Below are 24,009 nucleotides of genomic sequence, written 5' to 3'. Positions count from 1 at the left end.
TTAGTCATTTTTTAGTCAGCATAGCCCTGAGAATCATAGCGCATCCTATTCACGTCACACATTTTATATGTATGGAGGATGAGTTCATGCCAGTAACTAAGAAGGTCATCAGTTTTACGATTTCTGCTGCTTTACTCGCCAGCATGGCTGCTTTGACTGGATGTGGGGAAGCAGATAATCGTAACGTCCGCACGAACAATACCCGTTACAATGCACAGAACACACAGATGGATGGTGTGAACCGTTTCGGGGTCAAGTCCAATGGTATGGACGGAATGCGGCCGAATGAAAATGCTAACGAAAATGCTAACGAAAGTGGAAACCGTGTCGGTAATCTGCGTGTAGATCGTTCTCTATCCAATCGCATATCTGAGCTGCCAGATGTAAAATCAGCGACGGTACTGGTTGGTGAACGTAATGCCTATGTAGCGGTTTCCTTGAATGATCAAGGAAACGGAAAAGGTGTCGGTACTCCGAGCGTCAACGGTACTGAGCGTAACAGGAATGTACCGAGTGTGAATGGTGTTAATGGTACTAGAGGGAACCGTACTACAGATACTACAACGCCGGGAATGACTGACAATGGTGTTACCGGGAATGGAACACCTGCGCGTCGTGATGATGGTTTGTTCGGTACGATGGGTACAGGCTCGTACGGTATGTTGCGTGGCTTGACGGACAACAATCGTACAGATAACACTAATACCACAATCGAAGGAGCAAGAACTGCATACGAACCAAGTGATGAAGTCAAGAGCCGTATTGCTAACAAAGTTAAGCAATTTGCACCTTCGATTGAACAGGTGTATGTATCGGCGAACCCCGATTTTGTAAAGCATACCACTGACTTTTCGCGCAGTGTGCAAAATGGTCGTCCGATCAGAGGCTTGAGCAATGAAATGGTGGATGTGATTGAACGTGTATTCCCGACCTCTGCGGCAGATACAAACCGTCCAACAGAAGGATCAACAACGGCACCAACTCGTCCACAAAATCATACCCCTGCACCTCTGAATCATCGCTAATTCACCACATATGTGTGTAATGCCAAAAAAAGAGCTATCCATCTCGGCGGATGACCGCCGGGGGATAGCTTTTTGGTTTAGAGGTAATCATAATACTGAATTCATAATACTGAATTATCTTCGCACTCCTTTGATCCACACGCCTTGCAGCTTTAAGTCTGCATCCAGTAAGAGGATGTCTGCTTGTTTACCTGCTTCAAGCGAACCTGTCCGATGCGCAATGTTCAGGGACTTAGCCGGATTCAGGCTGGCTGCTTGTGATGCCTCGGGAATAGTCAGACCCACATGACGAACCAGGTATCGGAAGCCTTCAATCATTGTTAGCGTGCTTCCTGCCAGAGTGACGCCATCCTCCAGCCGTGCCACGCCGCCCTGCACGATTACTGGTAAATCGCCGAGTGTGTAATGTCCGTCCTCCAGCCCGGTGGCAGACATCGCATCGGTAATCAGAATGAGATTGTGCTCCTGTTTCAGCTTGGCGAGCAGGGAGACAGCAGCGGGATGCACGTGGATACCGTCCGCAATAACTTCCGCTTCAATGCGCGGATCAGCTAGCACAGCTCCGGCGGCTCCCGGCTTGCGGTGATGCAGCGGAGTCATGGCATTGAACGTATGCACCGCATGGTTCAGGCCCGCCGCCGCTGCGCGTTCCACTTCTTCATACGTGGCATCCGTATGCCCGAGAGCCGCAGTAATGTCATGGTTGCGCAGCCATGCAATCAGCTCCAGTGCGCCTTCCCGTTCGGGCGCAAGCGTCAACTGGCGGACAAGGCCCGGATAGCGCTGCTCCCATTCCTTCGCCCAGGCCAGATTCGGCGGTTGAATGTGCTCCGGGTTTTGTGCTCCCGGCCAGTTCGGGCTAATGAACGGCCCTTCCAAATGTACGCCCTCCAGTTGTGCATAGGGCATAGGCTGTGCCATGTAGGCGTGAACCTCACTTAGCACCCGGTCGATTCGATCCTTGGGTGCGGTCATCGTAGTAGCCAGCATTGCGGTCGTTCCTTGGGAGCTGTGAAAAGAGGTAATCGTATCCAGTACCTGCGGATCGGCGTCCATAAAGTCCTCGCCGTTACCGCCGTGAACATGAATATCAATAAAGCCTGGCAGCAGGTAGCCGTCTTCCAATCGCACGATGCTTGCCCCCACCGCTGCACCATCATCCTGATTTTCCACTACTGCTGCAATAAGATCAGCAGGCAAATCATCCTCTGCACCAGCATATACGATGGATTGTCCCTTAATGGCGACAACCCCTTTTTCAATCATGTGATCCTCAATAACGACTTGTCCATACAGCAGTTGGGTTAGACCACCATTCGTTTCATCCGAGTTCAATTTAACCAGCCTCCCGCTTCCTGATCCAGTAAAATCAGCACGTTGGGATGACATTGCAGCAGGGAAGCCGGGCATTCTGTGGTTACAGGTCCGGTGAAAGCTTGCTTTACAATGTCTGCCTTATCCGCGCCAAAAGCGACCAGTACAATTTGCTTTGCCTTCAAAATCGTGCCAACCCCCATCGTGACTGCTTGCTTGGGTACAGCATCTATATTGCCAAAAAATCGGGCATTCGCTGCGCGCGTTCCCTCTTCCAAATCTACCACATGTGTGATTCCCGTCAGGCTGTGCCCGGGTTCATTAAAGCCGATATGGCCGTTGTGACCAATGCCGAGCAATTGGAGATCCACGGGTCCGTGATCCAGAATTGCCTGCTCGTGGGCCGCACATTCTGCTGCCAGATCGGCCGCATTACCGTCAGGTACGCGTGTATGGGCAAGAGGAATGTCGATATGCTGAAACAAGTGCTCATTCATAAAGCTGCGGTAGCTCTGCGGATGTTCCGGGGGAAGACCAACGTATTCATCGAGATTCACGGAGTAGGCTCGTGCAAAGCTCACCTGTCCCTTACGGTACATTTCTGCAAGATGACGGTAAATGCCGATAGGTGTACTTCCGGTAGCGAGCCCAAGCATGGCCTGCGGCTTGTTCAGCAGTAAGCTGGTGATCACAGCGGCAGCGGTAGCATTCAGGTCTTCACGGCTGTTCAAAATACGTATGTTCATCTTCAGTGGCCCCCTGGTTGTTTTTTGAGCTTGCTTACTTGTTGATACGAACCTTCCAATCTCGGGATATATTTGTCAAAATCCGCGCTTACCATACCTGTAAACAGGATATCTATGATATGAAGCTGGGCAATGCGGGACGCCATATCTCCACGCCGCATCCCTTCTTCCAGCGAGGAGGAAAATAGCGCAATATCCGCAATACCTGCCAGCGTGTTATTGCCGAAGGAGGTCAGGGACAATGTTCTGGCCCCCTGTTCCTGTGCGCAGCGCAGAGCCGCGATGGTTTCCTGTGTTTCCCCTGAATAGGAGACGGCAAAGGCGACATCTCCCGGCCCGAGCGAGGAGGCAGAGGTAATCTGCATATGCGAGTCCGCGAAGGCGGTACTATTTTTGCCAATTCGAATGAGCTTCTGATAAAAATCCTGCGCCACAATCGAGGAGGTCGCCATGCCGTACAGATCAATGCGGCTTGTGGCGGACAGCCATGCAATCGCCTGCTCCAGCTTGCCGAAATCCAGCAATCGGGTCGTATCCGCAATGGATGCGGTATGATTCGCCTCAATAGCTTCCACGATACGAGAGAGCGAATTTCCGGCGACGATGTCCTGATAGGAGGCTTCACCGTCACTGTTCGAACGGGGCAGCTCGGCGGCCAGCTTCATTTTGAAATCGGGATAGCCTTTAAAATGCAGTGATTTGCAAAACCGCGTAACGGTCGCCGGACTCACGCCACAACGCTCCGACAGCTCCCGAATCCCCAGATACAGCACGTCTCCCGGAGCTTGCAGAATGGATTCCGCCAGCTTGCGCTCTTGCACGGGAAGCTGCTCCAGTCTGTGGGTTAAGGTATGAAGAATTGGGGACATGAGCAGCGCTCCTTTGGCTATAGAATATTCCGGGTGAAAATAATTATCGTAAAAATAAACGATATAAAGAAAAGTATTTTCATTATTATTGTAAAATAATCCTGTCTCACATGCAAGCAGTTGGAAGCAAGATGTGAGCTATATAAGTCGAACTCGAAAAATGAACATCAAAACGGAGTAGGCGGAATGGTGCTGTACAAGCGAAGCGGTCGCTTCTGTCCCCGGATTTCTACCCTGTAGAAAGGCTTTATTCAAGAAATCCGGGGGCGGTGGCGATGGGAAGCACCATCCGACTGCGTAGTGGCACCAGAGGTAACTTTTAAGTTTGGATTATATAAAATAATGAATAAAAATGAATAAATAAGGTAGCTAAAATTGTCGAAATCATCATACATTAATTTACATATTGCGAGATATATTTACAAAACAACCTATTGACTTGTCTCTTCAATGGAGGAGTATAATTGAATAAAGTTCCAATGTAGGAATTTTCCAAGGAGCTTTGCAGATGGCATTGTCGGGCGGAACGAATAGGATCATTCACAAGGAGGAGTTTGCTATGCAAAGCCAAGTGATTGAAATGATCAGCACGGTCAAGGAAGATCCTGAGCTGGTCGGTAAGCTGGATGGACATTCGGACATTATTCATGATGCAGGACTGGATTCGTTACAGCTGGTTCATTTCATGCTGCAAGTGGAGGATGCGTTTGACGTGGAAATTGATTTTGATTCCTTTGAGCTGGAGCATTTGAGCTCGGTAGATGCGTTTTGCAGCTACATTCAGGGGATCAGCGATGCGGAAAAAGCGCCGCACCCGGAGGGAATGGAGACAGTCTGACGTACAGCTTGGTACATGTGCCTGAAAATCCATTAAACGAGGTGTTAGCATGCAGCCCAAAAGCAATGTGCTGATTGATGAGAAAGCGTTCAAGCTCATTAAGCGCAACCTGAAAAACGCTTCTGTATCTTACCGTAACGCAACACAGGACCCTACCTTCAAAACGGACATGCCCCAGACGATCGGCATTAAGCTGACCAACCGCTGCAACCTGAGATGTACGCACTGCTTTGAATGGAACGAGGAAGGCTATCATCATCAAATGGATAAAGAAGAGCAAAACATGGATCTTGCCCCGGATATGCTTCGGCAAATTTTGAGCGAGACGAAGGAGGCCAAGTCCCGGCTGTATATGTGGGGTGGAGAGCCGATGTTTCATCGGCGTTTTGACGAAATTTTGGACGTGCTGGCCGAAGATCGGCGCGAAATGACCTTTTGTACCAATGGACTACTCATTGATAAATATTTGGACCGGATTTTGGATTTATCTGAAAATCTGGAGCTGTTAATAGCGATTGAAGGCTTTGAAAGAGAACATGATCTGATTCGCGGTAAAGGCACCTTTCAAAAAACGATGCGGCAGATGGATAAGCTGATTGAACTGCGTGACCAGGGATTGTACAAGGGACGGGTGACCGTCCATGCCGTCATTAACGATAACATGATCGGACGGATGTACGAATTTCTGCAAATGCTGGAGGACAAGAGGCTGGATCTGGTGCTGTTGACGTTCCCCTGGTACATTTCCAAAGAAACCTCCCTCAAAATGGATGAATATTTTACACGTAACTTCTCTTGGCTCCGACAATTGGAGGAAAAAAATATTAGTAGCTGGCATGCTTTCAAATATAAAATCAACCCGGATAATATCGACCCTCTCATGCGGGAGCTACAGCGGATTAATGAGCGGGTGTGGAACATTCGCGTGCGCTATCAGCCTGGTCTGGACTATGAGGAAATCGACAAATTTATACATGGTGAGGAAATGGTCAGCCGTTGCTCCAATCATTGCTTGGCACTCACTTCCAGAACGGATATTTTGCCGGATGGAAAGGTCATGCCTTGTAAATTTTTCAGTGAATTTACGATTGGAAGCTTGCGTGACCACAGCCTGAAGGAGATATGGAATTCGGATGCATATGAGAAAACTCGTCAAAAGATTAATCATGAAGGCTTGACGCCGGTGTGCTCCAAATGCAGCGTGTTGTATCTACACGGGACAGGCTCTCTGAAATATATTTAGTTTTCTATGGATGTTGTTTGTGACTGGATGGAAGAGAGGGATGATGACAGGACGTGACGACCAAAACCGTTAACCTTGTGGAAGCGCTTGCTCATGAACGGGATCATGGGGTCCTGATTTGGCTGTTTAATATCGGCGCAGAGCAAGTGTGGCATCCATCCCCCCGTAAGGGGGGCATGGTAGACCGTGATGAACAACAGGTTGTAAACCGGATGGAGGAAATGAATCTTCTGTTGTGTCGAAGTCAGGATGTGATCGTACTGCGGGAACAGCCGGATCAGGCTTTTCTGAACATGCTTCAGCGGTTAGGCTTTAGCCTGCCGCGTATTGAGGTGCCGGAGCCTTCTGATCCGTTAACGCCGATTTCGGAGCTGGTGCTGGCGGACGAGGCACTTTTGGCACGGCTGCGTGTGGTTGCGGAAGCAGGCCACGGTAGTAACGGAGCCAAAGCGTGGCTTGTTCCATATGCGGTTACCCCGCAGGAGGAAGCGATTGCGGAGCGCTGTGGACTGGAGCTGATCGGGGCTCCGTCCTCAGTCAGCGCCCGGGTGAATGATAAAATATTCAGCCGCCTGACTGCGCAAAAGCTTGGTTTTGCCGTCAGCGAGGGGGCTGTATGTGCAGACGAAGCGGCGATCCGCAGGGAGTGTGGCAGACTGGCCGACTTGTCGGACGGGCCTGTGAAGCTGATCATCAAGCAGCCGCATGGCGCATCGGGACAAGGTATGTATATGCTGGACGAGCTGTCCAAGCTGGATACGCTGTTGAGTGTGATGAAACGCTTTGGCGGCTCATCGCCTTCTTCTGGAGGCTGGCTGGTGGAGCGCTGGCATAACAAGCAGATGGATCTGAACTACCAGCTCTGTATTGACGAGGGCGGCGGGGTGACGATGTTTTCACTGAAAAGGCAAAATGTGGACGGCACGGTGTACACCGGGTCCCGCGTTCCGGCTGAGCTTGGCGATGCGCTGGAGGAAGAAGTGAGACGCTGTGCCTGCCAGTTGGGAACGTATCTGTATTCCATCGGTTATACGGGCATGGCTTCCATTGACGGTTTTGTCGATGAAGGAGGATTGCTGGTTCCGGTGATCGAGATTAACGGCAGATTTACCTTGTCTACCTATATTTCGTTCCTGTCGTCGGTCTTGGGAGAGCAGCATAAAACGCTATCCCGCTACTACCGCAACATTACCACCACATCGCTGACCTACAGTCGCTTGTGCGGCTTGCTCGCAGAGGAAGGCTTACTCTACACGCCCGAACGCCCCGAAGGGGTGTTTGTTTATACGGCAGGTACGTTGTCCGGTACTCCGGTGAAACGGGGCTATGTGAATCGGATTTTCACGCTTATTATGGCAGACAGCTGGCAGGAAGCCGAAGCCTATGCGCACAGGCTGGAAGGTGTCATTGCGGGATTGGGAAGCTCATAAATCGGGAGGAATTTAGGATGAAAACAGATGTGTACCATGTAGTACCCTTGCTGGAAAAGGTATTGAAGCTGGCTCCGGGAGAGCTGGAACAGTTGACTCCGGAGCAGGATTTGAGAACCTTGGGGCTGAATTCCCTATCCGCTGTTGAATTGATTGTAGAGCTGGAAAATGAGCTGGATATTACGATGGAGGACGACGATCTGGTGCTGGAGCATCTTTCTACACTTCAAGGCATCGAACGTCTGCTGGGCAAATATGCATAAGGGGGCGGCAGAGATCAGGTCTGTGCAGGTATCCGGCATGGAGGATGCTCATGACTCCGTTGTCGACTGCACTGCTGAAGAAATTATAGATGCTCCTCCGGGGAAGCACTGTGTATATTCATCCCTGCGCACCTCGCTGCGGCGGTATGGCGTGAACATGGCGGAATCTGAATTGTTCATGCTGTGCGGCAGTATGTGTGCGGAGTATAGCGGAGATTTGAAGCGCTTCGGTCCCGAGAAATATCCGGAGCAGCTTCAGGAAATGGCAGCCAGCGGCGGTCCGGTGATTCGGGTGGAGCCGTGGATTGTTGGTGTAAGCGATGAAACCGACCTGCTGCGGGCGCTGACATCAGGCTACGGTACGATGCTGCACACATCGAGTACCGCTTTAACCTACCACGACGTGTATGTGAAAAATTATCCAAGAGGACATGTCATTGAGCTGGCTGGACTGGACTTGCAGGAGCGAACAGCACAGGTAAATGACAGCTTCCTGCTGGATTCTTCGGGACATGCCATGACTTACGTCGGTTCGGCCCGGCTCGACGATCTGATGCAGGGCATTATTGAATATGCCTGGCTGGTGGAACAGCCCGCGCCCCTTTCGCCAGACGAACTGCATGCGGCGTGTGCATACCATATTCGTCAATATGTAACTGGACATGAAGCGGTCTGGAGAGGTGTACCTTCGTCCAATGACCCGGGAAATAAAGCCGGAAATGTCGCAGTTGGTAAACAGGTCAAGCGGGGAGATGAAGGCTACCGGGCCTTTGTAGAGGATTTCCGCCTGCTGACAGACATGGGGGATGCGGACTTCCGTACGTACTGCCATGAAATCTATTACAATCTGCGTTTGGGCAGCGCCCTTCATCTGACCGATTACACGGCGGATTATTGCATGGTGCATGAAGCCACATTGGGACCGCGAGCGCAGCATGTGGTGGAATTGGCGCAATCATTGCATGCGGAGTGGCATAAGCTCAATCTGCATATTTACAAAACAGGTCTTCAACTGCGCAAGCATCGGATGCCTGACATTACCGAACGCGCTCTTAGCTTGATTGACAAACAGCGGCATATGCTGGAGAAATTGATGATTTTAGCCGAGCAAGCAGCCGAGTAGCTCAGGCATAACGTATCAGGCAAATCGTATCAGGAATACTCAACAAGGTGTCACGGACAGATGAAAGAGGAGGGAGAACTGAATGCCGTCCATTACATTGAATCAATTGTCGAAAACGTTTATGTACTATAAAAAGGAGCCGGGCGTGCGCAAATCATTACAAAACCTGTTCAGGCGGGAAAAACTGACCAAGGAGGCCGTAGTGGATATCAGCTTCACCATTGAGGAAGGAGAAATCGTCGGATTTCTTGGCCCGAACGGGGCGGGCAAAACAACGACGCTCAAAATGCTGTCTGGCATTCTCCATCCCACTGACGGAGAGGCATCGGTACTCGGCTTTACCCCGTGGAAGCGACAAAAAGAGTTCAAACGTCAGTTTTCCATCGTGATGGGACAGAAAAACCAGCTATGGTGGGATTTGCCCGCAAGCGAGTCGTTCGAGCTGAACAAGCTTATTTACGAAATAGATGAAAGTCGTTACAAGGAGGCGCTAGACGAGCTGGTTACCCTGCTTGGGGTGGAGGAACAGCTTCATGTTCAGGTTCGGCGCTTATCTCTCGGCGAGCGTATGAAAATGGAGCTGATTGCCGCGCTGCTGCATCGTCCACGGGTCATTTTGCTGGATGAGCCAACCATCGGATTGGACCTTGTTTCTCAGCGGCGGATTCGTGAGTTTTTCAAAGCCTATAACCGTACGCATCGGACGACCATCCTGCTGACAAGCCACTACATGAAAGACATTGAGGATTTGTGCAGCAGATCCATCATTATCAGCGGGGGCAGACTGGTGTATGACGGAGACTTGCACAAGGTGAATGAGGTCATCGGTGCTCGTAAATTGCTCAAGGTTCGACTGGAGACCCCTGTGTCTAACCTGACGTTGGCGGGACTTGGCAAGCTGCGCTCCAACTCGGAGCTGGAGGCGGTATTTGAGCTGGATGCAGAAGATACTCTGACCTGGTCCAAAAAGATTTTGGATGCGCTGCCTGTCGTTGATTTTACGATTGAGGACGTCCCGTTGGAAGAGGGGATAGCCAATTTGTACGATGGAGGCAGGCTGGCCGATGCGAAATAATAAATACATGAAGGTGCTCCAGCTCGGCATGCAAAACGAAATGGAATACCGGGCCAATTACTGGCTCCAGATGGCGGGATTTATGCTGCCGATCATGACACAAATTTTTCTCTGGCTCGCGGTATTCGGCTCTTCGGGACAAGCAAGGGTGCTGGGCTACTCTTTGTCGGAAATGCTGGTGTATGTAGTCATGGCAGGGGTAACCGGGAAGCTGATCGCCACGGGGTTTGAATACGAAATTGCTACAGACATCAAGGAAGGCGGACTGGCCAAATTCATGGTGCAGCCTGTACATTATTTTGCTTACCGTTTTTGTCGGTTTATTGGAGGCAAGGCGATACAGTCCGCAGTAGTGCTGCTGGCGGCTGCGATTCTACTGCTGTGCCTTAGCCTGGAAGGACAAATCAGCTTCGGGGTGTCGTATATCCTGCTCTACATATTGGCGTTGCCGGGGGCGCTGGTGCTCAATTTTGTGGTCTATTACGCGCTGAGCGGCATAGCCTTTTGGGTGACGGAATCGGCGGGACTGTTTTACACGCTGTCGCTCGTCATTTATGTAGCTAGTGGCACGGTGTTTCCGTTGACGATTTTTGGAGACGTTTTGGCCCGCATGTTCAGTTTGCTACCGTTCAGCTACACTGTATTTTTTCCGGTGAACGCATTAACGGGCAAGCTGACCATGCTGGAAGCCGCTGAAGGCATTGGCGTGCAATGGCTCTGGATTGTAGTGCTAGCGGCCGTATCGCGCCGGGTGTGGCAAGCCGGGGTCAAACGCTTTGTCTCGGTAGGAGGTTAACATGAAAAATGTTTGCCGAAACGTTGGACGTTATATCCGGCTGTACTGGAAGTTCGTCCAGTTTTCCGTCATGTCGCAGATGGAATACCGCATTAATTTCATTACTGCTTTTCTGGTCGAAACCGCTTATTTGCTCATCAAGCTGCTGTACGCCTCCGTTCCATACCGGGCCGGAACGGATATTAATGGCTGGTCTCCTGACGCGGTGCTGTTATATATCGGCGTATTTACGATGATGAGCGGCTTTTACAGCGGCTTGTTCTACAGTAATTTTACAAGTCTGCCCGATAAAATCCGTACCGGTTCACTGGACGTGCTTATGACCAAGCCGGTGTCCCTGCAATTTATGGTGACGCTGCGGCAATTTGAGCTGGGCTACACCGTTCCGAACGTAGTCGGCGGTGGAATCATGACGGGCATTGGCTGGGTTCGGCTCGGTCTGCCGTTCAACTTTGAGACGGTCGGGGGCTTTTCTGTGCTGCTCGGTTGCGGAGTGTTGACGGCCTATTCCGTGTTTCTGCTGCCCCAGCTGCTGGCCTTCTGGATCATCCGCACGAACGGGGTAACGGAGCTGTCCAACAGCATTTTCGAAACGAACTATGTGCCGATGGCGGTGTATAGTAACCTGATTCAGCGTATCGGCCTGTTCGTGCTTCCGGTGTTTGTGATTTGTAATTTTCCACCGATGTTTATTCTGGGCAAAATGGAACCCGGCTTGATCATTTGGGCATTCCTCGCCCCGATCTGGCTACTGGCGGTGATCCGCTTTATATGGCAGTTTGCCTTGCGTGATTATACGAGTGCAAGCCAGTAGCGCTACCGTACTAGCAGGCTAATTACGAAGCAGGAAAGGAAGCGAATCATATGAATGCGATACCGAACCAGCGTCATTTGTATATGGGAACGTTCGAAGCGGAGGTATACTGGCGGGATGCCCAGCTAGCTTCCCTGCCCGCCATTCCTGACCGGGCTTCTTCTGCGATTGTAGCAGCTATGGATGAGCTTCTGTTCAGCTTTTGTCAGCCGGGAGACGCGTTGTTGACCCGCTATGCGATTTCGCCTGTGCATCGTCAGTATATTGCGCAATTGGGTTTTCGCCCGGCTGTGAATGAACGGGATTTGACTGACGGAACGGAGCAGGCCGGGAATGTGTCGGCGGCTTCCGTTTTTGAGCTGCTGGGCAGTCGCAAGGCCGATACCAGTACGGGGTTTCCGCAACTGGAGGGATGTGTGCTTAGCCCGTTTGCGGGTTTGCCGCATGTCGAGGAGGCTGCACGCGCCTGGGGGATTACGCTGCATCAGCCGCCGCTGGAAACGATCCGCAAGGTGAATGCCAAAACCTATTCTTCCGATTTAAAACGCAGTCTCGGACTGCGCCATCCCGGCTATATTGTGACTTCGTTTGCGGATGTAGCTGAGGCGGGACGCAAGCTGCTGCGGGATGGAAGCTTTTTAATCAAGGATGATTTTGGCGTATCGGGCAAAGGAAACCTGCACATTACCTCAACACAGATGCTGGACCGGATTGTATCGTATTTACGTGGACAGGAACGAAAAGGCAAACGGGTACTGTTCCTTCTGGAGCCTTTTCTGGAGAAGGAGCAGGATTTTTCATGCCAATTTACGATTGGTGATAACGGAAGTGTCGATATTCTGTCTGTGCAATGGCTGGCTAACACCCAATTTGCCTATCGGGAATCGTTGTCGCCGGATAAGGCTTTTATGGAGCGGCTGGAGCGCGAGGGCTATTTTCGCTTAATGCAGGATGTAGGGAAACAGCTGTATCAGGACGGTTATTACGGCGACGTCTGCATTGACTCGATGACACTCCGTGGCGGGAAGCTGGAGCCTATTATCGAAATTAACGCCCGTAAATCCATGAGTCTGATCAAGCACCAATTGGACACCTTTTTGGCTGGAAAAAATATGCGCGGCACGCTGACGAATTATTCACTGTCCCATGATGGCAGTCTGTCCTATGAAGAATTGCTGGAAGGGCTGGAATGTGAAGGATTGCTGTTCACAGGTGAAAGTGAAGAAGGCGTGATGCCGCTGGGTGCCAATACGCTGTATGTGAACACGGGTGGACGAGATGGCGAAAACAGGAATGCAGGTCATAAAAGCACCCCTAGCAGAAAAACAACGGAGCGCGGGGTCAGATCGTCTGCCAAGCAGGTTCGCGTTAGCGGCATTGGCAGTGGTGACAGCCTGACTGTGTCTGGCGGGCCGGAGGGCGTAGCTGATTTTCAGGGTAAAGAAGAGGCAACTGGAAGTGAGCGGGCGCGAGGGAAAGGTCGTCTTTATTTGGAACTGGTTGCCGCAGGTGAAGAGGAAAAAATGCGTCTGACTTCGAAGCTGGAGCATTTTTTGGCGGAGCATCATTTTACAGTGCTGAATTAACGGGAGGCGTATGAGCATGAGCGAGACTATGCATAAGGGTATGCACGAAAGTATGCTGATAACGATTTTGTGTTCCGGTTTCGGATTGGGCTTTTATACTCCCGGATTGCTGATGCAAGCGGGTCTTCGCAGGCTGGGCGTGGAGACGGCGATTCATGTATTTGAAAATGTGCTGCCCGAGTCGGCCCGTCTCAAGGTGGACAAAAGCCGCAAAGCGTACCATGACAATTTCGCTGTAGCCTTAATGTCACAGAAGGTTCCGCAGGATATGCGCAATTCGCTTGATCTCGCCGCCCTGGAAGTATTGCTGACCCGATGGATGGAGGAGGATCGGCGGCATTTTATATGCTTGTCCGGCCATTGGATGTATGTACTGGAGGAGTATCGCAAGCGCAGGGAACCGGGATCGGTACATGTGGACATTGTGTATATGGATTCCACGCCTTCTCCTTCGTGGAAAAATCTTGCCAAGCATAACCCGCACTTTGCCGATGGGTGTGGAGAAACGACATTTTTTGAAAATGACCAAAATAGAATCAGCCACTATATTGATGTCCCGGCTGTGGAGCATGTTCCATTTGAAGCACGGCAATTCCGCTTATTTGTGCATGGCGGCGGTTGGGGCATGGGCACATACCGTGACAAGGTTGGACGGCTGAAAGAGACGGGCTGGGCACTGGATTTGCTGCTGTATGATCAGGATCAGCCGGATGAACAGCGGGACGGTATACGCTATTTCCGAATGGACCCGCAGTGGAGAACATGGCAACGGAATGAAGCTGGGGAGCATACATTTTCGCCTTTCGGTGAGGTGAAGGCTGGCGAGGAGACGTTGTATGAGATCGGGGCGGATTACCATAGCATGCTGGATCAGGCATGTCATGTCCAGGCCATTGTTAGCAAGCCTGGCGGGGGCAGTCTGACAGATTCGTTCGCCACAGCCACTCCACTCATTATGCTGGAGCCGTTCGGTGTACATGAGATGCATAATGCGGATCTGTGGGAACGGCTGGGACTGGGGATACGGTATGATACGTGGATGCAAATTTATGGCGGTAGCGCTGAGATTCTGGAGGACATGCATCGGAGGATCGTGGAGTTGCGAAGTCAGACACCACGCTATGTGGAGGCATATGTGAGGAACACTCAGGTGCGGACAAGCTCAATGGGATTGGAGAAAGGGTCATGAACGCCGCAGCAGCGGCGCAAGAGCCTGCAGTACGGGATATCCGCTTTGGCCTCATTGGCTGTTCAGCCATTGCACCTCGCGCGCTGCTGGAGCCAATTCGGCACGTTGCCGGGGCCCGTGTAACCGCGCTTGCGAACCGGACCGTTGCCAAGGCAGGAGATCTGGCGGACCATTTCGGCGTTAGTGTCGTTTATCGGCATGCCAAGGATCTGTTGAACGACCCGGAGATTGACGCCGTGTATATTGCGCTGAGTAATGATCTGCACGCCGAGTGGATCGGTAAAGCATTACAGGCTCACAAGCATGTGCTTGTAGAGAAGCCGTTATGTCTGAATCCGGCGGAGCTGGCTCCCCTGGAAGCGGCAGTCGGGCAGAGCAGCGCTCACCTGCTGGAAGGAGTCATGGTGCAGCATCATCCCTGGCAGCGCGAGCTGCGCAATATCGTGGATTCCGGTCGCTACGGTCGTTTGCGCTCCATAGCGACCAGCCTGTGCATTCCCGCAAAGGACGGGCATGTGGAGAATTACAGATCCCGACCGGAGCAGGGCGGGGGATGCTTTTGGGATCTGGGCGTGTATTGGCTCCAGTTTCTTCAGGCAGTCGCTGGACTGGAGCAGGCGGAGTTCCGCAGTCAATCAGATTTCGACGGTCCTAACGGCTGTGACTGGACATTTCGTGCACAGGCCCGCTATCCGGGTGGACTGGAGGCATCCGCCCTCTTTTCATTCGAGCGGCCATACCGCTGCGCTCATGTATTAACCTTTGATTCGGCGGTAGTTACTTTGCAGGACTGCTTTCGGGCGAATCTGGGCTTTTATAAAATAACGCTCAAGACGGAAATAACGAAGGATTCAATGGCAGACTCCAAAATTAAAACCGTTTTCGAGCCGATGAACTATTACGTCAATCAGTTGGATGCGTTCTGCAACATCATCCGGGGAGTCGCGGAGCCGATTCCGTTCCACGAGGCCGCCGAGCGCGTCAGATTGCTGGCAGCTATTCATGAGGCCGCCCGTTCAGGCCAGACGATCTATGCTGTATAGGAAAAAGAAGAAGGGGGGAGATTCAGCAGATGGATAAAAAGGACGAAGCCTTGCTGGAACGCTTCGGCGAGCATCCGACGCCATTTTATTATTACGATGGCGACGCGCTGCATGCTCATGTCAGCTCGCTGCTAACCCGGCTGCACCCGGCTGTGCGTGTGCATTACGCACTCAAGGCCAATGGCAACGTAGCCTTGGCGGGATTGCTTCGCACGTTAGGCTGCGGCGTCGAAATCGCTTCGGCCGGGGAAATGTTCGTCGCGATGGAGGCCGGGTATGCCCCGGAAGATGTGCTGTACGCCGGGCCGGGAAAAACGGTAGCCGAACTGAGCGAGGCGGTAGCCTGTGGAATCGGCTGCATTCATGTCGAGTCGGTGCGGGAGCTGCGCTTGCTGGAGGACATTGCCGCCCAAGCAGGCTTGTATGTCCGCGCTGCGGTTCGTGTGAATCCCGATAACGATTTGTCGGGATCGACGATCAAAATGGGCGGCGTTCCTCGTCCCTTTGGTGTGGACGAGGGGCAGTTGGATCACTTTTTTACGGTGCTGGAAGATTGTCCACATGTATATTTCCAGGGCATTCAGGTGTATACAGGTACGCAAATGCTGAAAGCGGATCAGATTTTAGCTTCATTCGCGAATACCCTTCAATTGGCAGAACGCATACAGGATCAGTATGGTGTGACGATGCAGACGGTAAATTTGGGCGGCGGGTTTGGCGTTCCTTATTTTACTCATGAGCAGCCGTTGGATATGGGGCAAGTGATCGACGGACTGAACGCGATGGCAGATCAGACTCGATCCCGTCTGCCAGGGGTTACGATGATCATCGAAAGCGGCAGATATCTGGTTGCTCAGGCAGGAATGTATGTCTGTCGGGCGTTGTATACAAAGGAATCCAAGGGAGAAAAGTTCGTCGTGGCTGATGGCGGTATGAACCATTATGCCTCGGCTGCTTTTCGAGGACGCCGGATTAGGGACAACTACCCGGTGCGAATTATGCGTGAGCAAGGGGAGGGACAGGAAGTGGCGATTCAGATGGGGCAGGGGGATGGACCTGTTCAAGAGGCTGCTGCTGTCGAGCTAAGATTAGGGAAGTCCGCAGACCGGATAGGGGAGCTTCAGCCAGAAGCAACCGTGGATCTGGAAACCGTGAGTATTGTCGGACCGCTTTGTACACCCGAGGATTGTCTTGTGAAAAAAGCGCAGCTTCCTCCGATTCAGGAGGGTGATTATATTGTCATTCCGAATGCAGGAGCTTATGGATTAAGCTATAGTCCGGTGCATTTTCTGGGACATGCTACGCCGGCGGAACTGCTGGATTTTCGCGGTGTATTACACGTGATTCGTGAGCACGGTGACCGTACAGACTTGCTCCGTCACCAACGTATGATTCCGTTGCTGGAGGATATTTTCTGATCGTAAAAGTCAGCACTCGCTTCTCGTGACTAAAAAAACGCCAAAACCGTTGGAACCGATAGAGATCGGACCTGCGTTTTGACGTTTTTTTTCGTTATTTTTGCATATGTGTTGTTGTGGTTTGGACTTTAACGCTGCTGGGAGCTGCGCATTTCCTGACGTACAAGCTGCCATACCATGAAGATCAGCACAGCGACCTGTGGGATAAACGTTTCCCAAGTAGGATACATGCCCAGCCAGCTAATGGATGGCAACGAAGAGGCCGTGTGCCCCGGAAGCTTGCCAGCCACTTGAAGTGAGTGAATACTTTCGCCCAGAAACCGGAATACGAGATAGTAAATCAGTACAGTGGCCGTCAGGAAAAAGGCGCGAATCGGCAATCGTACGCTAAACTTGATGATCGCAAATGCCAGCACAACCAGTATGACAGTTGCCGAGCCAATACCAATCAGCAATTGAGAGGTTTCGATGGCCGGGGCCATACCGATATAAAAGATAGCGGTCTCGGCGCCTTCACGCAGAATCGCGAGCGCAGAAACTGCGAACAGCGACCACAGGCTACCACGCGCCAGCGCGCTGTCTACACTGTTCTCGACAAAGCGGTTCCATGCGGCAGCATTGGATTTGGAATGTAGCCAGCTACCGACAGTCAGCATAAGTACGACCGCTACCAGTCCAGTCACACCCTCCAGCAGTTCACGCATGCTGCCCGATGCGGCGGCCGCGACCAGTGTGGTGAACAGCACTGCCAGGATTCCGCTCAGTACCAGCCCTGTTCCGGCACCGGCCCATATCCAGCGACCAGCCACAGCCTCGCCGCTTTTTTTGGCATACGCCAGCAGAGCCGCGAGCACGAGAATGGCTTCCAGCCCCTCACGCAGCAAAATCAGTGCCGCATCCCAAGCGGTGTAGGAACGTTCTTCCGTCAACGGACGGAGCCTTTCCAGCATCTGATCAAGGGTCTGGATGGCTTTGACTGTGTTCGGTGGAGAAGACAGCAGATAACCGGAAGTCTCGGTCATTTCATTTTCAATCGCGGTATAGGACGCCGGATCGGAAATTTGCACATGTCCTTCCACCGAAGGCCACAGAGCAATGAACTGCCCTGCCTTGTCAGCCGCTTGCTCAGGCTGATTGGCTACCGCATCCTGCCGTGCGGATTCGAGGAGCTTGACCGCATCACTTAGCGAGGCTACTGAGCCATTAGCCGCGTTGTTTGCTCCAGCTTCTTGACCCGTATTCACCAACTTGCCTTGACTGTAATCCGACAACAAAGTCGTTAGCTCCTGCATTTCCTTGAGAGCCTGCTCTTGTCGTATTGGCTCGGCTTGCATGGAGATGCGAATCAGGCTGATTTTAGTTTCCAGCGCACTGTATACCGGAAAATTGTCCGAACGAATCGGTGTCTCCACCTGATACCATGCTTTTACGATCCGGTCGTAATCAGCGCGGGCCGCAGTCCAGTCGCCTTTTTGCATGGCAGCCAGACTGCCCTTCGCCATGGGAAGCAGCTTTTCCGCTGCTTTGGCTCCAGCCGGGGCGGGTTTGTCGCCTTCCGCAGCAGTCACAAATTCGTTGACCGAACGAGCTAGCACGGACAGTGCAGCTTTTGCTGGTTCTCCGCCGCTGCTGGCAAGCGCCTGCTCTGCATCCGCGAGAGCCTTGTCTACCGCTGCGATATGGGCTGCATCACCACCGTTTGTTTTGGCAGCTTCCCACAGCGTACGGAATTCCTTGACGTCCCTGGAGGCTTCCGTCCATTGGGATTGTCCCGCCTCCACCAGTGCGCCACCCACCACAGGCATGAGCTGATCATTGGAAACAGCTTTGGCACCTGTTTGTGCGAAAGCGACCGACCTGGAGCCGGATATGAACGGAGTTACTGTCAGCAGCAGAGCCACCAGCAGAAACACCCATCCCAAGCTTTTATTACGCCGATTCATATAAATCCCCTTCCTTGCCTGCTGCTAAAATAACGTATCCCCGATGTAGCCGCCTTGCGAAACACCCGGGAAGCAGGCGAACACCGCACTGCCTTTGTGCACAATATATTCGTTCAGCTTGTCATTGCGCGCAAGCTTCTCCTGAATGTGGACGAACTGCTTGAATAGATCACGCTGGTAGCTGATGAACAGCAACCCGGCATCGAGCTGTCCTGTTTGCTTGTCCAATCCGCTCGAATAAGAATATGACCGCCGCAAAATATTAATGCTCCCGTCCCCATGAGCCAATGCCACATGAGAGGTGGGAGGCGTAATCGGCTTGCCATTCGGACTTGTGGCCGCCAGATCGAGCTTGTCGAACTCCTTGGCCTTGCCTAGTGGGGCCCCGCTGCTGCGATGGCGTCCAAAGGTATCCTCCTGGTCGCCCAGTGTCGAGCGATCCCATACCTCTACCCGCATGCGTACACGGCGCACAGCCATATAGCTGCCGCTGCCTATCCACGCGGGGCCATCACTCGCCTGTGTCCATACCAGACGGTTCATCTCGTCAGCCTTGGAGGTATCCGGGTTCCCCGTACCGTCCTTGAAGCCGAGCAAGTTACGTGGTGTGCTTCCCGCCGGATCGGCCTGTGCTGTCCGCTGGAAGCCTTCCTGTGTCCAACGAAGCACCGCCGTTCCTCTGGCGATACGCGCCAAATTACGCAGGGCATGGAAAGCTACCTGCAAATCATTGGCGCATACCTGTACCCCGATATCGCCGCCACACCATTGGTCGTCCAGCGCATCCCCTTGAAAACGGGGCAGCTCGCGGAGCCCGGCAGGCTTAAGCCCTGCCAGACCGAAGCGCCCATCAAAAAAGGACGGACCCACACCAAAGGTAATCGTCGTCCGTGACGGCGACAGTCCCGCCGCTTCGCCCGTATCGGACGGAGGCAGGTTGAGATTTTCGTTATCGTTGCCGATCAGCGCGCCGGAAGTCATCGTAGCAGTGGCTTCTGTCCAGGCTTTAAACAGGCTACGTACCCGTTCCTTGTCACTCGTCGTTAGATCAAAGGCGGCGAAGCAGATGAAATCCTGTGCCGGAGTCACAATACCAGCCTGATGCTTCCCGTAAAAAGGAACCACATCCTTGGTATCCGCATCCGTCATCATGCTTTCGAGCCGTTGGCTGGCTGTCAGCACAGCCCCCACACCGCCGCCGCCGAGCAGGAGACCCAGTCCCCCGACCCCGGCCAGCTTCAATAGATCCCGGCGTGATACAGATTTACTCTTTGCTGACAGCACATCATTTTCTAACAGATCAACCTGTTCTTCACGGGAATCTGTGCGCTGCTGCTGTTCCTGTCTCGTTCCCTTTTGCCGATTAAAGCCTTTCATATCGTTACACTCCTAACAATTTTCCCATTTGGGACAACGGCTCTGCCAGAGCATCAAGGTTTTGACTCAGCTTTTTAATTTCTTCCGGTTTAAGCTTCGTATAAGATACATAGCCTTCGCCTTTCTTGAAAGGAGCCAATTCTTTCTGCAATGCCTCAAAGCGCTCGCCAATTTGCGTTTCCAACGCTGCATCTTTTTGGTTCAGATCTGTTTTCAAAATCTCATATATTTTTTGTGCGCCCTCTACATTAGCTGCAAAGTCGTACAAATCCGTGTGGGAATAACGTTCTTCTTCACCCGTCACCTTGGAGGAAGACACTTCGTTCAGCAGCTCGACTGCGCCTGTTACCATCAGGCTGGCGTCAATGTTGACCGTCTCCACCTTGGCACGCAGTAGCTTTGCATCACTCAACAGGCGGTCGGAAAACTCGTCCAATCCTTTGGTGGTGTTTTCTTCCCATAATGTCTTTTCAATCCGGTGAAAACCGCGCCAATCCGCTGCATCCACATCACCGTCACGCGCATCAATATTCGGGTCAAGATCGCCCAGCGCTTCTGCAATCGGTTCAATCCGTTCATAGTACATACGTGCAGGAGCATACAGCGCCTTGGCTTTGTCCAGCTCGCCAGCTTTGACCGCGTTCGTGAATTCTTCTGTCTTTTTCACAAACGTATCGCATTGCTCTATGGCATAGGCACGGTAAGCCGCCACCGCTTGATCAAAATTGGGGGCAGAGGCCGCAGGAGTCGTTGTCTGTGTTGTTGCTCCTGTATCCTTGGTCGTTGCGGCGGGCTGCTGAGTAGCAGTTCCGGTTTGTCCGCAACCTGCGAACAGAATAGAAGAAACCAGCACTCCGGCCGGTATAGCGTAACGTAATTTCATAATTAATGAACACCCTTTCTGGCCAAGCGGCCATGAACAATAGTCTGTTGCGCGATATCTATATGTATCACTATTTTGATAATGATTATCAGTCGCGGTTTTTCTTATCATAAGGCTGCCCCATATGCCTGTCAATACATAAAATTAGACGCAGAGTCTAACGATTCAGCAAAGGCTGAAAATAACTGCCTAAGCCCATTTTTATTCGCATATTGAACCATACCTAAGCACATGACATAAAATGTGTTGACTGTATCCCTTAACCTTGTTACACCACACAAAACCCGAGCAAGGAGGGGTGAAATTGACGAAGGGTAACGACCACAAAAACAAGTTTTTGTTAACTCACCGTGAACGTGAAGTATTTGAACTGCTCGTGCAGGACAAAACGACGCGTGACATCGCCGGACAGCTATTTATTAGCGAAAAGACGGTCCGAAACCATATTTCTAATGTGATGCAAAAATTGAACGTAAAAGGTCGTTCACAGGCGGTCGTGGAATTAATCAGGCTTGGCGAAATAAAAATCTGACCTCTCGTTCCTTGCGGGGTACAAAGTCTTCTTGATGATCCTTTAACAGTGAAGGATGGTCGGGAAGGCTTTTGTTTTGTAAAAATGTATACATTTAAAAACGATAACCATGCACAACAGTCGTATGGTATCGTCTAGATATGAACAAGGGCATCAAGTTAACGAGTGTGTGTTTCAAAACGCGTTATCAATGTAATGTGTTTTGAAACATACACTCGAAATATTTAAACTATTTTGTGGAATATTTATAATTATAGAGTTCACATAGATGAGCATTGTTAAGAGTTTAATAGAATTTAATTAGATTAAAATTTTACCGTAGAGGAGGTGCAAGCCATGAAAGTTGAAAAGATTATATATCCAACTCCACTGTCTCAGGTAGCGGATATTGAGAACGACAATATTGATGTATTTATTGAACTTGAAGACGGGACAAATGTTACTGTGGTTGTATTTACTCCGAAAAATTTAATGAGTTATATGATCAAAGAAAACATTAGTTTCTTTCCCACCCCTCCACCAGACATTGTTGTGAAGTCATTAACAGCGGAAAATATTGAGCAAGCCATTAGAAATTATGCTCAAAAAGATGCCTTCTGGCTTAAATTATTATTTGCAGCTAGTGTTGATCAAACTATCATAGATTTAGATAAAATAGATTTACGTCTTGAGGAAATTAAAAAAGAGAGTGAAGAGTTGTTGGACAATTCAATTTAATGGAGTTGTCATACTAAGCACACAATCAGATATTACTAAGGCTACTCTTATAGAGCCTTTTATTTTTGTCGCTAGTACAATATCAGTCTTTAAATTGTGGATATAACCGTTTTAGTTTTATCCGGGCATCAGCCGTTGAAAATTGCCAGTCTACGCCCTTTTGAGATTCATTTCGTGTACGTTCCCACGCGCTGAGTTCACTAGCCAATTCGGAGATGGATGGGATTCGGCGCCCTAAACATTGTCGTGTCATGACGCTAAGCTCAATTTCAGCTATATTCAGCCAGCTTCCGTGTTTCGGTGTATAGTGAATCTCCAAACGCTTTGCTAAACGACGAGCGGTTTCGGGTTCAAACGCTTGATACAGCGAAGCAATCGAGTGCGTATTCAGGTTATCCATCACCAAGCGGATTTTGGGCACTTCTTTGTAGTGGACATCCAGCAGTTCCTGAATCTGCTGTGCCCATTCCACTCGTGTACGCTGAGGGCGTACATCCACCTGTCGCCACCCGGCTAACGGTTCGGTGAAAATAAAAATGCTGCACGTCCCCTGTCTTACGTATTCCGCATCCCGGCGCTCTGGTTTCGCAGGTTTCATCGGAATGGGGTCCCGGGTATCATTCAGTAGTTGATAGGGTTTCTCATCCATGCAGATCACGGGACATGAAGCATCGTAAGGAAGTCGGTAGACCTCCAACACATCCTCCATCGCCGCTACAAATGCCGCGTTCTTTTCTGGTGGAATACACCAGCACTTACGAAGATGCGGCTTGAGTTCGTTTTTTTAAAATACGATCCACCGTGTCGTAGGAAAGACTGTCGATGTACTTCAGTTCCACGGCTTTGTCCGCCAAAAGACGTAGCGACCAGCGGCTTCTTCCTTCCGGTGGTTCGCTACAACTCAGGGCAATGATTTGAGCTTCGAGCTCACCCGTTATTTTGGGTGGGTTGGGCGGGGTCAACCGTTTTTTTCTTTCGATTGCAGCGTGTAGCCCTTGCTGCGCAAACATTTTACGTACCAGATGCACGGTATTGGTATGCACTTGAAGTTGCTTGGCGATCTCCAGATCCTTCATCTTGCCAATCGGATGCTGTTCATCTGCCCAAAGTAGAATCTGAGCACGCCGGATGGAGCGGGCAGTGGCTTTGCCTTTCGAAACCAGAGATTGTAAGGTTTTTCGTTCCGTTTCCGTTAACTCTACACGATACCTTTGGTTTTTCATTGTCATTACCTCTTTTGGGTTTTGACTCTATCCTACCATTATAATTTACTTTTTTAAAACTGATAGTGTACTAGTACCTGTAAAATACTAAAACCAGTAAAGGAGGCCACATGGTGAATCCTCACGATCTTATCCCTAAACATAAGTTGGATTTTGATAGCATTAATCAATTGAAATTGTGCAGTAAGGCAGAAATTCGACCCATCATTCCTGAGCTTTTTACCTGGTTACAAGACAGTAATTGGCCCATTTCAGCGGAAGTAAGAAATATTTTGTTCCAGTTCGATATGGAGCTAATTCCAGTCATCCGGCAAATATTAAATTCAAACGATAGTTCGTGGAAGTATTTCGTGCTTATACATTTTTGTAAGCAGCTTCCCAATGCTTTACTTGGAAAGCTAACATACGAACTAAATAGGCTCAGCACTAATCCGAGTGAAAACGATAAATTGGAAGAGGTCGATCAGATTGCGCAGGAGATGCTAAAAACAATTTACAGATAAAAATATTTTTATGTGTTTTCAAATACCTGATTAATTACGTTACCAAAAATCCTTGAGCA

23 protein-coding genes are annotated in these 24,009 nt (G+C 50.8%); 16 read left to right on the top strand and 7 right to left on the bottom strand.

Annotated elements, in window-relative coordinates; all coding sequences use genetic code 11:
- The first annotated feature begins 86 nt into the window (after positions 1-86).
- Positions 87-1,025, top strand: coding sequence for a YhcN/YlaJ family sporulation lipoprotein (locus AC0WRU_RS19390; RefSeq protein WP_476125982.1), 939 nt, complete (start codon positions 87-89; stop codon positions 1,023-1,025).
- A 114-nt stretch (positions 1,026-1,139) separates the two neighbouring features.
- Here AC0WRU_RS19390 and nagA read toward each other — a convergent pair whose 3' ends face one another.
- Genes nagA through AC0WRU_RS19375 form a run of 3 tightly spaced genes read right to left on the bottom strand, consistent with a single transcriptional unit; the run spans position 1,140 to position 3,954 of the window.
- The gene (gene nagA, locus AC0WRU_RS19385) at positions 1,140-2,360 is read right to left on the bottom strand and encodes an N-acetylglucosamine-6-phosphate deacetylase (RefSeq protein ID WP_476125981.1); all 1,221 of its coding nucleotides are present in this window, start codon (positions 2,358-2,360) and stop codon (positions 1,140-1,142) included.
- Complete coding sequence (gene nagB / locus AC0WRU_RS19380; RefSeq protein ID WP_476125980.1) at positions 2,357-3,085, bottom strand: glucosamine-6-phosphate deaminase; 729 nt, start codon at positions 3,083-3,085, stop codon at positions 2,357-2,359. The genes nagA and nagB overlap by 4 nt, the downstream gene beginning before the upstream one ends.
- A gap of 2 nt (positions 3,086-3,087) precedes the next feature.
- Positions 3,088-3,954, bottom strand: coding sequence for a MurR/RpiR family transcriptional regulator (locus AC0WRU_RS19375; protein ID WP_476125979.1), 867 nt, complete (start codon positions 3,952-3,954; stop codon positions 3,088-3,090).
- 559 nt (positions 3,955-4,513) lie between these two features.
- Between AC0WRU_RS19375 and AC0WRU_RS19370 the strand changes: the two genes are divergently transcribed.
- The 12 genes from AC0WRU_RS19370 (at position 4,514) to AC0WRU_RS19315 (ending at position 16,772) form a co-directional block, all read left to right on the top strand.
- Complete coding sequence (locus tag AC0WRU_RS19370; RefSeq protein ID WP_476125978.1) at positions 4,514-4,792, top strand: phosphopantetheine-binding protein; 279 nt, start codon at positions 4,514-4,516, stop codon at positions 4,790-4,792.
- A gap of 49 nt (positions 4,793-4,841) precedes the next feature.
- Positions 4,842-6,035 (top strand): radical SAM protein, encoded by a 1,194-nt coding sequence (locus tag AC0WRU_RS19365; RefSeq protein ID WP_476125977.1) that lies wholly within the window; start codon positions 4,842-4,844, stop codon positions 6,033-6,035.
- Positions 6,036-6,088: 53 nt separating this feature from the next.
- Positions 6,089-7,465 (top strand): preATP grasp domain-containing protein, encoded by a 1,377-nt coding sequence (locus AC0WRU_RS19360; RefSeq protein WP_476125976.1) that lies wholly within the window; start codon positions 6,089-6,091, stop codon positions 7,463-7,465.
- Positions 7,466-7,482: 17 nt separating this feature from the next.
- The gene (locus AC0WRU_RS19355) at positions 7,483-7,728 is read left to right on the top strand and encodes an acyl carrier protein (RefSeq protein ID WP_025682535.1); all 246 of its coding nucleotides are present in this window, start codon (positions 7,483-7,485) and stop codon (positions 7,726-7,728) included.
- The gene (locus tag AC0WRU_RS19350; RefSeq protein ID WP_476125975.1) at positions 7,721-8,851 is read left to right on the top strand and encodes a hypothetical protein; all 1,131 of its coding nucleotides are present in this window, start codon (positions 7,721-7,723) and stop codon (positions 8,849-8,851) included. The genes AC0WRU_RS19355 and AC0WRU_RS19350 overlap by 8 nt, the downstream gene beginning before the upstream one ends.
- Positions 8,852-8,933: 82 nt before the next feature.
- On the top strand, positions 8,934-9,926 hold the full coding sequence (locus AC0WRU_RS19345) for an ABC transporter ATP-binding protein (protein WP_476125974.1): 993 nt from the start codon (positions 8,934-8,936) through the stop codon (positions 9,924-9,926).
- The gene (locus AC0WRU_RS19340) at positions 9,916-10,722 is read left to right on the top strand and encodes an ABC transporter permease (protein ID WP_476125973.1); all 807 of its coding nucleotides are present in this window, start codon (positions 9,916-9,918) and stop codon (positions 10,720-10,722) included. The genes AC0WRU_RS19345 and AC0WRU_RS19340 overlap by 11 nt, the downstream gene beginning before the upstream one ends.
- Before the next feature lies 1 nt (position 10,723).
- On the top strand, positions 10,724-11,536 hold the full coding sequence (locus tag AC0WRU_RS19335) for an ABC transporter permease (protein WP_025682531.1): 813 nt from the start codon (positions 10,724-10,726) through the stop codon (positions 11,534-11,536).
- A 50-nt stretch (positions 11,537-11,586) separates the two neighbouring features.
- Positions 11,587-13,122, top strand: coding sequence for a hypothetical protein (locus AC0WRU_RS19330; RefSeq protein WP_476125972.1), 1,536 nt, complete (start codon positions 11,587-11,589; stop codon positions 13,120-13,122).
- A gap of 16 nt (positions 13,123-13,138) precedes the next feature.
- Complete coding sequence (locus AC0WRU_RS19325; protein ID WP_476125971.1) at positions 13,139-14,311, top strand: UDP-glucuronosyltransferase; 1,173 nt, start codon at positions 13,139-13,141, stop codon at positions 14,309-14,311.
- Positions 14,308-15,354 (top strand): Gfo/Idh/MocA family protein, encoded by a 1,047-nt coding sequence (locus AC0WRU_RS19320; protein WP_476125970.1) that lies wholly within the window; start codon positions 14,308-14,310, stop codon positions 15,352-15,354. The genes AC0WRU_RS19325 and AC0WRU_RS19320 overlap by 4 nt, the downstream gene beginning before the upstream one ends.
- Before the next feature lie 29 nt (positions 15,355-15,383).
- Positions 15,384-16,772 (top strand): type III PLP-dependent enzyme domain-containing protein, encoded by a 1,389-nt coding sequence (locus tag AC0WRU_RS19315; RefSeq protein WP_476125969.1) that lies wholly within the window; start codon positions 15,384-15,386, stop codon positions 16,770-16,772.
- Between the two features lie 128 nt (positions 16,773-16,900).
- On the opposite strand, the gene AC0WRU_RS19310 is transcribed toward AC0WRU_RS19315, so the two are convergent.
- From AC0WRU_RS19310 to efeO, 3 genes are read right to left on the bottom strand one after another with little or no spacing between them, the layout of a single operon-like run.
- Positions 16,901-18,715 carry an FTR1 family iron permease gene (locus tag AC0WRU_RS19310; RefSeq protein ID WP_476125967.1) on the bottom strand — a complete coding sequence of 605 codons (1,815 nt, stop codon included), beginning with the start codon at positions 18,713-18,715 and terminating at the stop codon, positions 16,901-16,903.
- A gap of 24 nt (positions 18,716-18,739) precedes the next feature.
- On the bottom strand, positions 18,740-20,092 hold the full coding sequence (efeB, locus tag AC0WRU_RS19305; RefSeq protein WP_476125966.1) for an iron uptake transporter deferrochelatase/peroxidase subunit: 1,353 nt from the start codon (positions 20,090-20,092) through the stop codon (positions 18,740-18,742).
- Between the two features lie 4 nt (positions 20,093-20,096).
- Positions 20,097-20,975 (bottom strand): iron uptake system protein EfeO, encoded by an 879-nt coding sequence (efeO, locus tag AC0WRU_RS19300; protein WP_476125965.1) that lies wholly within the window; start codon positions 20,973-20,975, stop codon positions 20,097-20,099.
- Positions 20,976-21,279: 304 nt separating this feature from the next.
- Between efeO and AC0WRU_RS19295 the strand changes: the two genes are divergently transcribed.
- Both AC0WRU_RS19295 and AC0WRU_RS19290 read left to right on the top strand, forming a co-directional pair.
- On the top strand, positions 21,280-21,507 hold the full coding sequence (locus AC0WRU_RS19295; RefSeq protein WP_134912963.1) for a helix-turn-helix domain-containing protein: 228 nt from the start codon (positions 21,280-21,282) through the stop codon (positions 21,505-21,507).
- Positions 21,508-21,843: 336 nt separating this feature from the next.
- Positions 21,844-22,224, top strand: a complete 381-nt coding sequence (locus tag AC0WRU_RS19290; RefSeq protein ID WP_476125964.1) for a hypothetical protein — start codon at positions 21,844-21,846, stop codon at positions 22,222-22,224.
- Between the two features lie 82 nt (positions 22,225-22,306).
- On the opposite strand, the gene AC0WRU_RS19285 is transcribed toward AC0WRU_RS19290, so the two are convergent.
- Positions 22,307-23,447 (bottom strand): IS630 family transposase gene (locus tag AC0WRU_RS19285; RefSeq protein WP_476125963.1). Its coding sequence is split into 2 segments (ribosomal slippage): positions 22,307-23,009 and positions 23,008-23,447, totalling 1,143 coding nucleotides; the frame shifts between segments, so codons are not numbered across the junction.
- A gap of 110 nt (positions 23,448-23,557) precedes the next feature.
- Here AC0WRU_RS19285 and AC0WRU_RS19280 point away from each other — a divergent pair.
- Entirely contained in the window at positions 23,558-23,950 is a 393-nt protein-coding gene (locus tag AC0WRU_RS19280) for a DUF5071 domain-containing protein (protein ID WP_476125962.1), read from the top strand.
- The last annotated feature ends 59 nt before the right edge of the window (positions 23,951-24,009 follow it).

Source organism: Paenibacillus sp. 1-8 (assembly GCF_056316205.1).
The sequence above is the reverse complement of the archived record's forward strand: the minus strand, read 5'-3'. Positions and strand labels throughout refer to the sequence as shown.

Bases quoted from the DNA above. Each gene is read 5' to 3' on its own strand.
- AC0WRU_RS19390 (WP_476125982.1), top strand. From the start codon at position 87: ATGCCAGTAACTAAGAAGGTCATCAGTTTTACGATTTCTGCTGCTTTA.
- nagB (WP_476125980.1), bottom strand. From the start codon at position 3,085: ATGAACATACGTATTTTGAACAGCCGTGAAGACCTGAATGCTACCGCT.
- AC0WRU_RS19375 (WP_476125979.1), bottom strand. From the start codon at position 3,954: ATGTCCCCAATTCTTCATACCTTAACCCACAGACTGGAGCAGCTTCCC.
- AC0WRU_RS19370 (WP_476125978.1), top strand. From the start codon at position 4,514: ATGCAAAGCCAAGTGATTGAAATGATCAGCACGGTCAAGGAAGATCCT.
- AC0WRU_RS19365 (WP_476125977.1), top strand. From the start codon at position 4,842: ATGCAGCCCAAAAGCAATGTGCTGATTGATGAGAAAGCGTTCAAGCTC.
- AC0WRU_RS19355 (WP_025682535.1), top strand. From the start codon at position 7,483: ATGAAAACAGATGTGTACCATGTAGTACCCTTGCTGGAAAAGGTATTG.
- AC0WRU_RS19350 (WP_476125975.1), top strand. From the start codon at position 7,721: ATGCATAAGGGGGCGGCAGAGATCAGGTCTGTGCAGGTATCCGGCATG.
- AC0WRU_RS19345 (WP_476125974.1), top strand. From the start codon at position 8,934: ATGCCGTCCATTACATTGAATCAATTGTCGAAAACGTTTATGTACTAT.
- AC0WRU_RS19340 (WP_476125973.1), top strand. From the start codon at position 9,916: ATGCGAAATAATAAATACATGAAGGTGCTCCAGCTCGGCATGCAAAAC.
- AC0WRU_RS19335 (WP_025682531.1), top strand. From the start codon at position 10,724: ATGAAAAATGTTTGCCGAAACGTTGGACGTTATATCCGGCTGTACTGG.
- AC0WRU_RS19330 (WP_476125972.1), top strand. From the start codon at position 11,587: ATGAATGCGATACCGAACCAGCGTCATTTGTATATGGGAACGTTCGAA.
- AC0WRU_RS19325 (WP_476125971.1), top strand. From the start codon at position 13,139: ATGAGCGAGACTATGCATAAGGGTATGCACGAAAGTATGCTGATAACG.
- AC0WRU_RS19320 (WP_476125970.1), top strand. From the start codon at position 14,308: ATGAACGCCGCAGCAGCGGCGCAAGAGCCTGCAGTACGGGATATCCGC.
- AC0WRU_RS19315 (WP_476125969.1), top strand. From the start codon at position 15,384: ATGGATAAAAAGGACGAAGCCTTGCTGGAACGCTTCGGCGAGCATCCG.
- AC0WRU_RS19310 (WP_476125967.1), bottom strand. From the start codon at position 18,715: ATGAATCGGCGTAATAAAAGCTTGGGATGGGTGTTTCTGCTGGTGGCT.
- efeB (WP_476125966.1), bottom strand. From the start codon at position 20,092: ATGAAAGGCTTTAATCGGCAAAAGGGAACGAGACAGGAACAGCAGCAG.
- efeO (WP_476125965.1), bottom strand. From the start codon at position 20,975: ATGAAATTACGTTACGCTATACCGGCCGGAGTGCTGGTTTCTTCTATT.
- AC0WRU_RS19290 (WP_476125964.1), top strand. From the start codon at position 21,844: ATGAAAGTTGAAAAGATTATATATCCAACTCCACTGTCTCAGGTAGCG.
- AC0WRU_RS19280 (WP_476125962.1), top strand. From the start codon at position 23,558: ATGGTGAATCCTCACGATCTTATCCCTAAACATAAGTTGGATTTTGAT.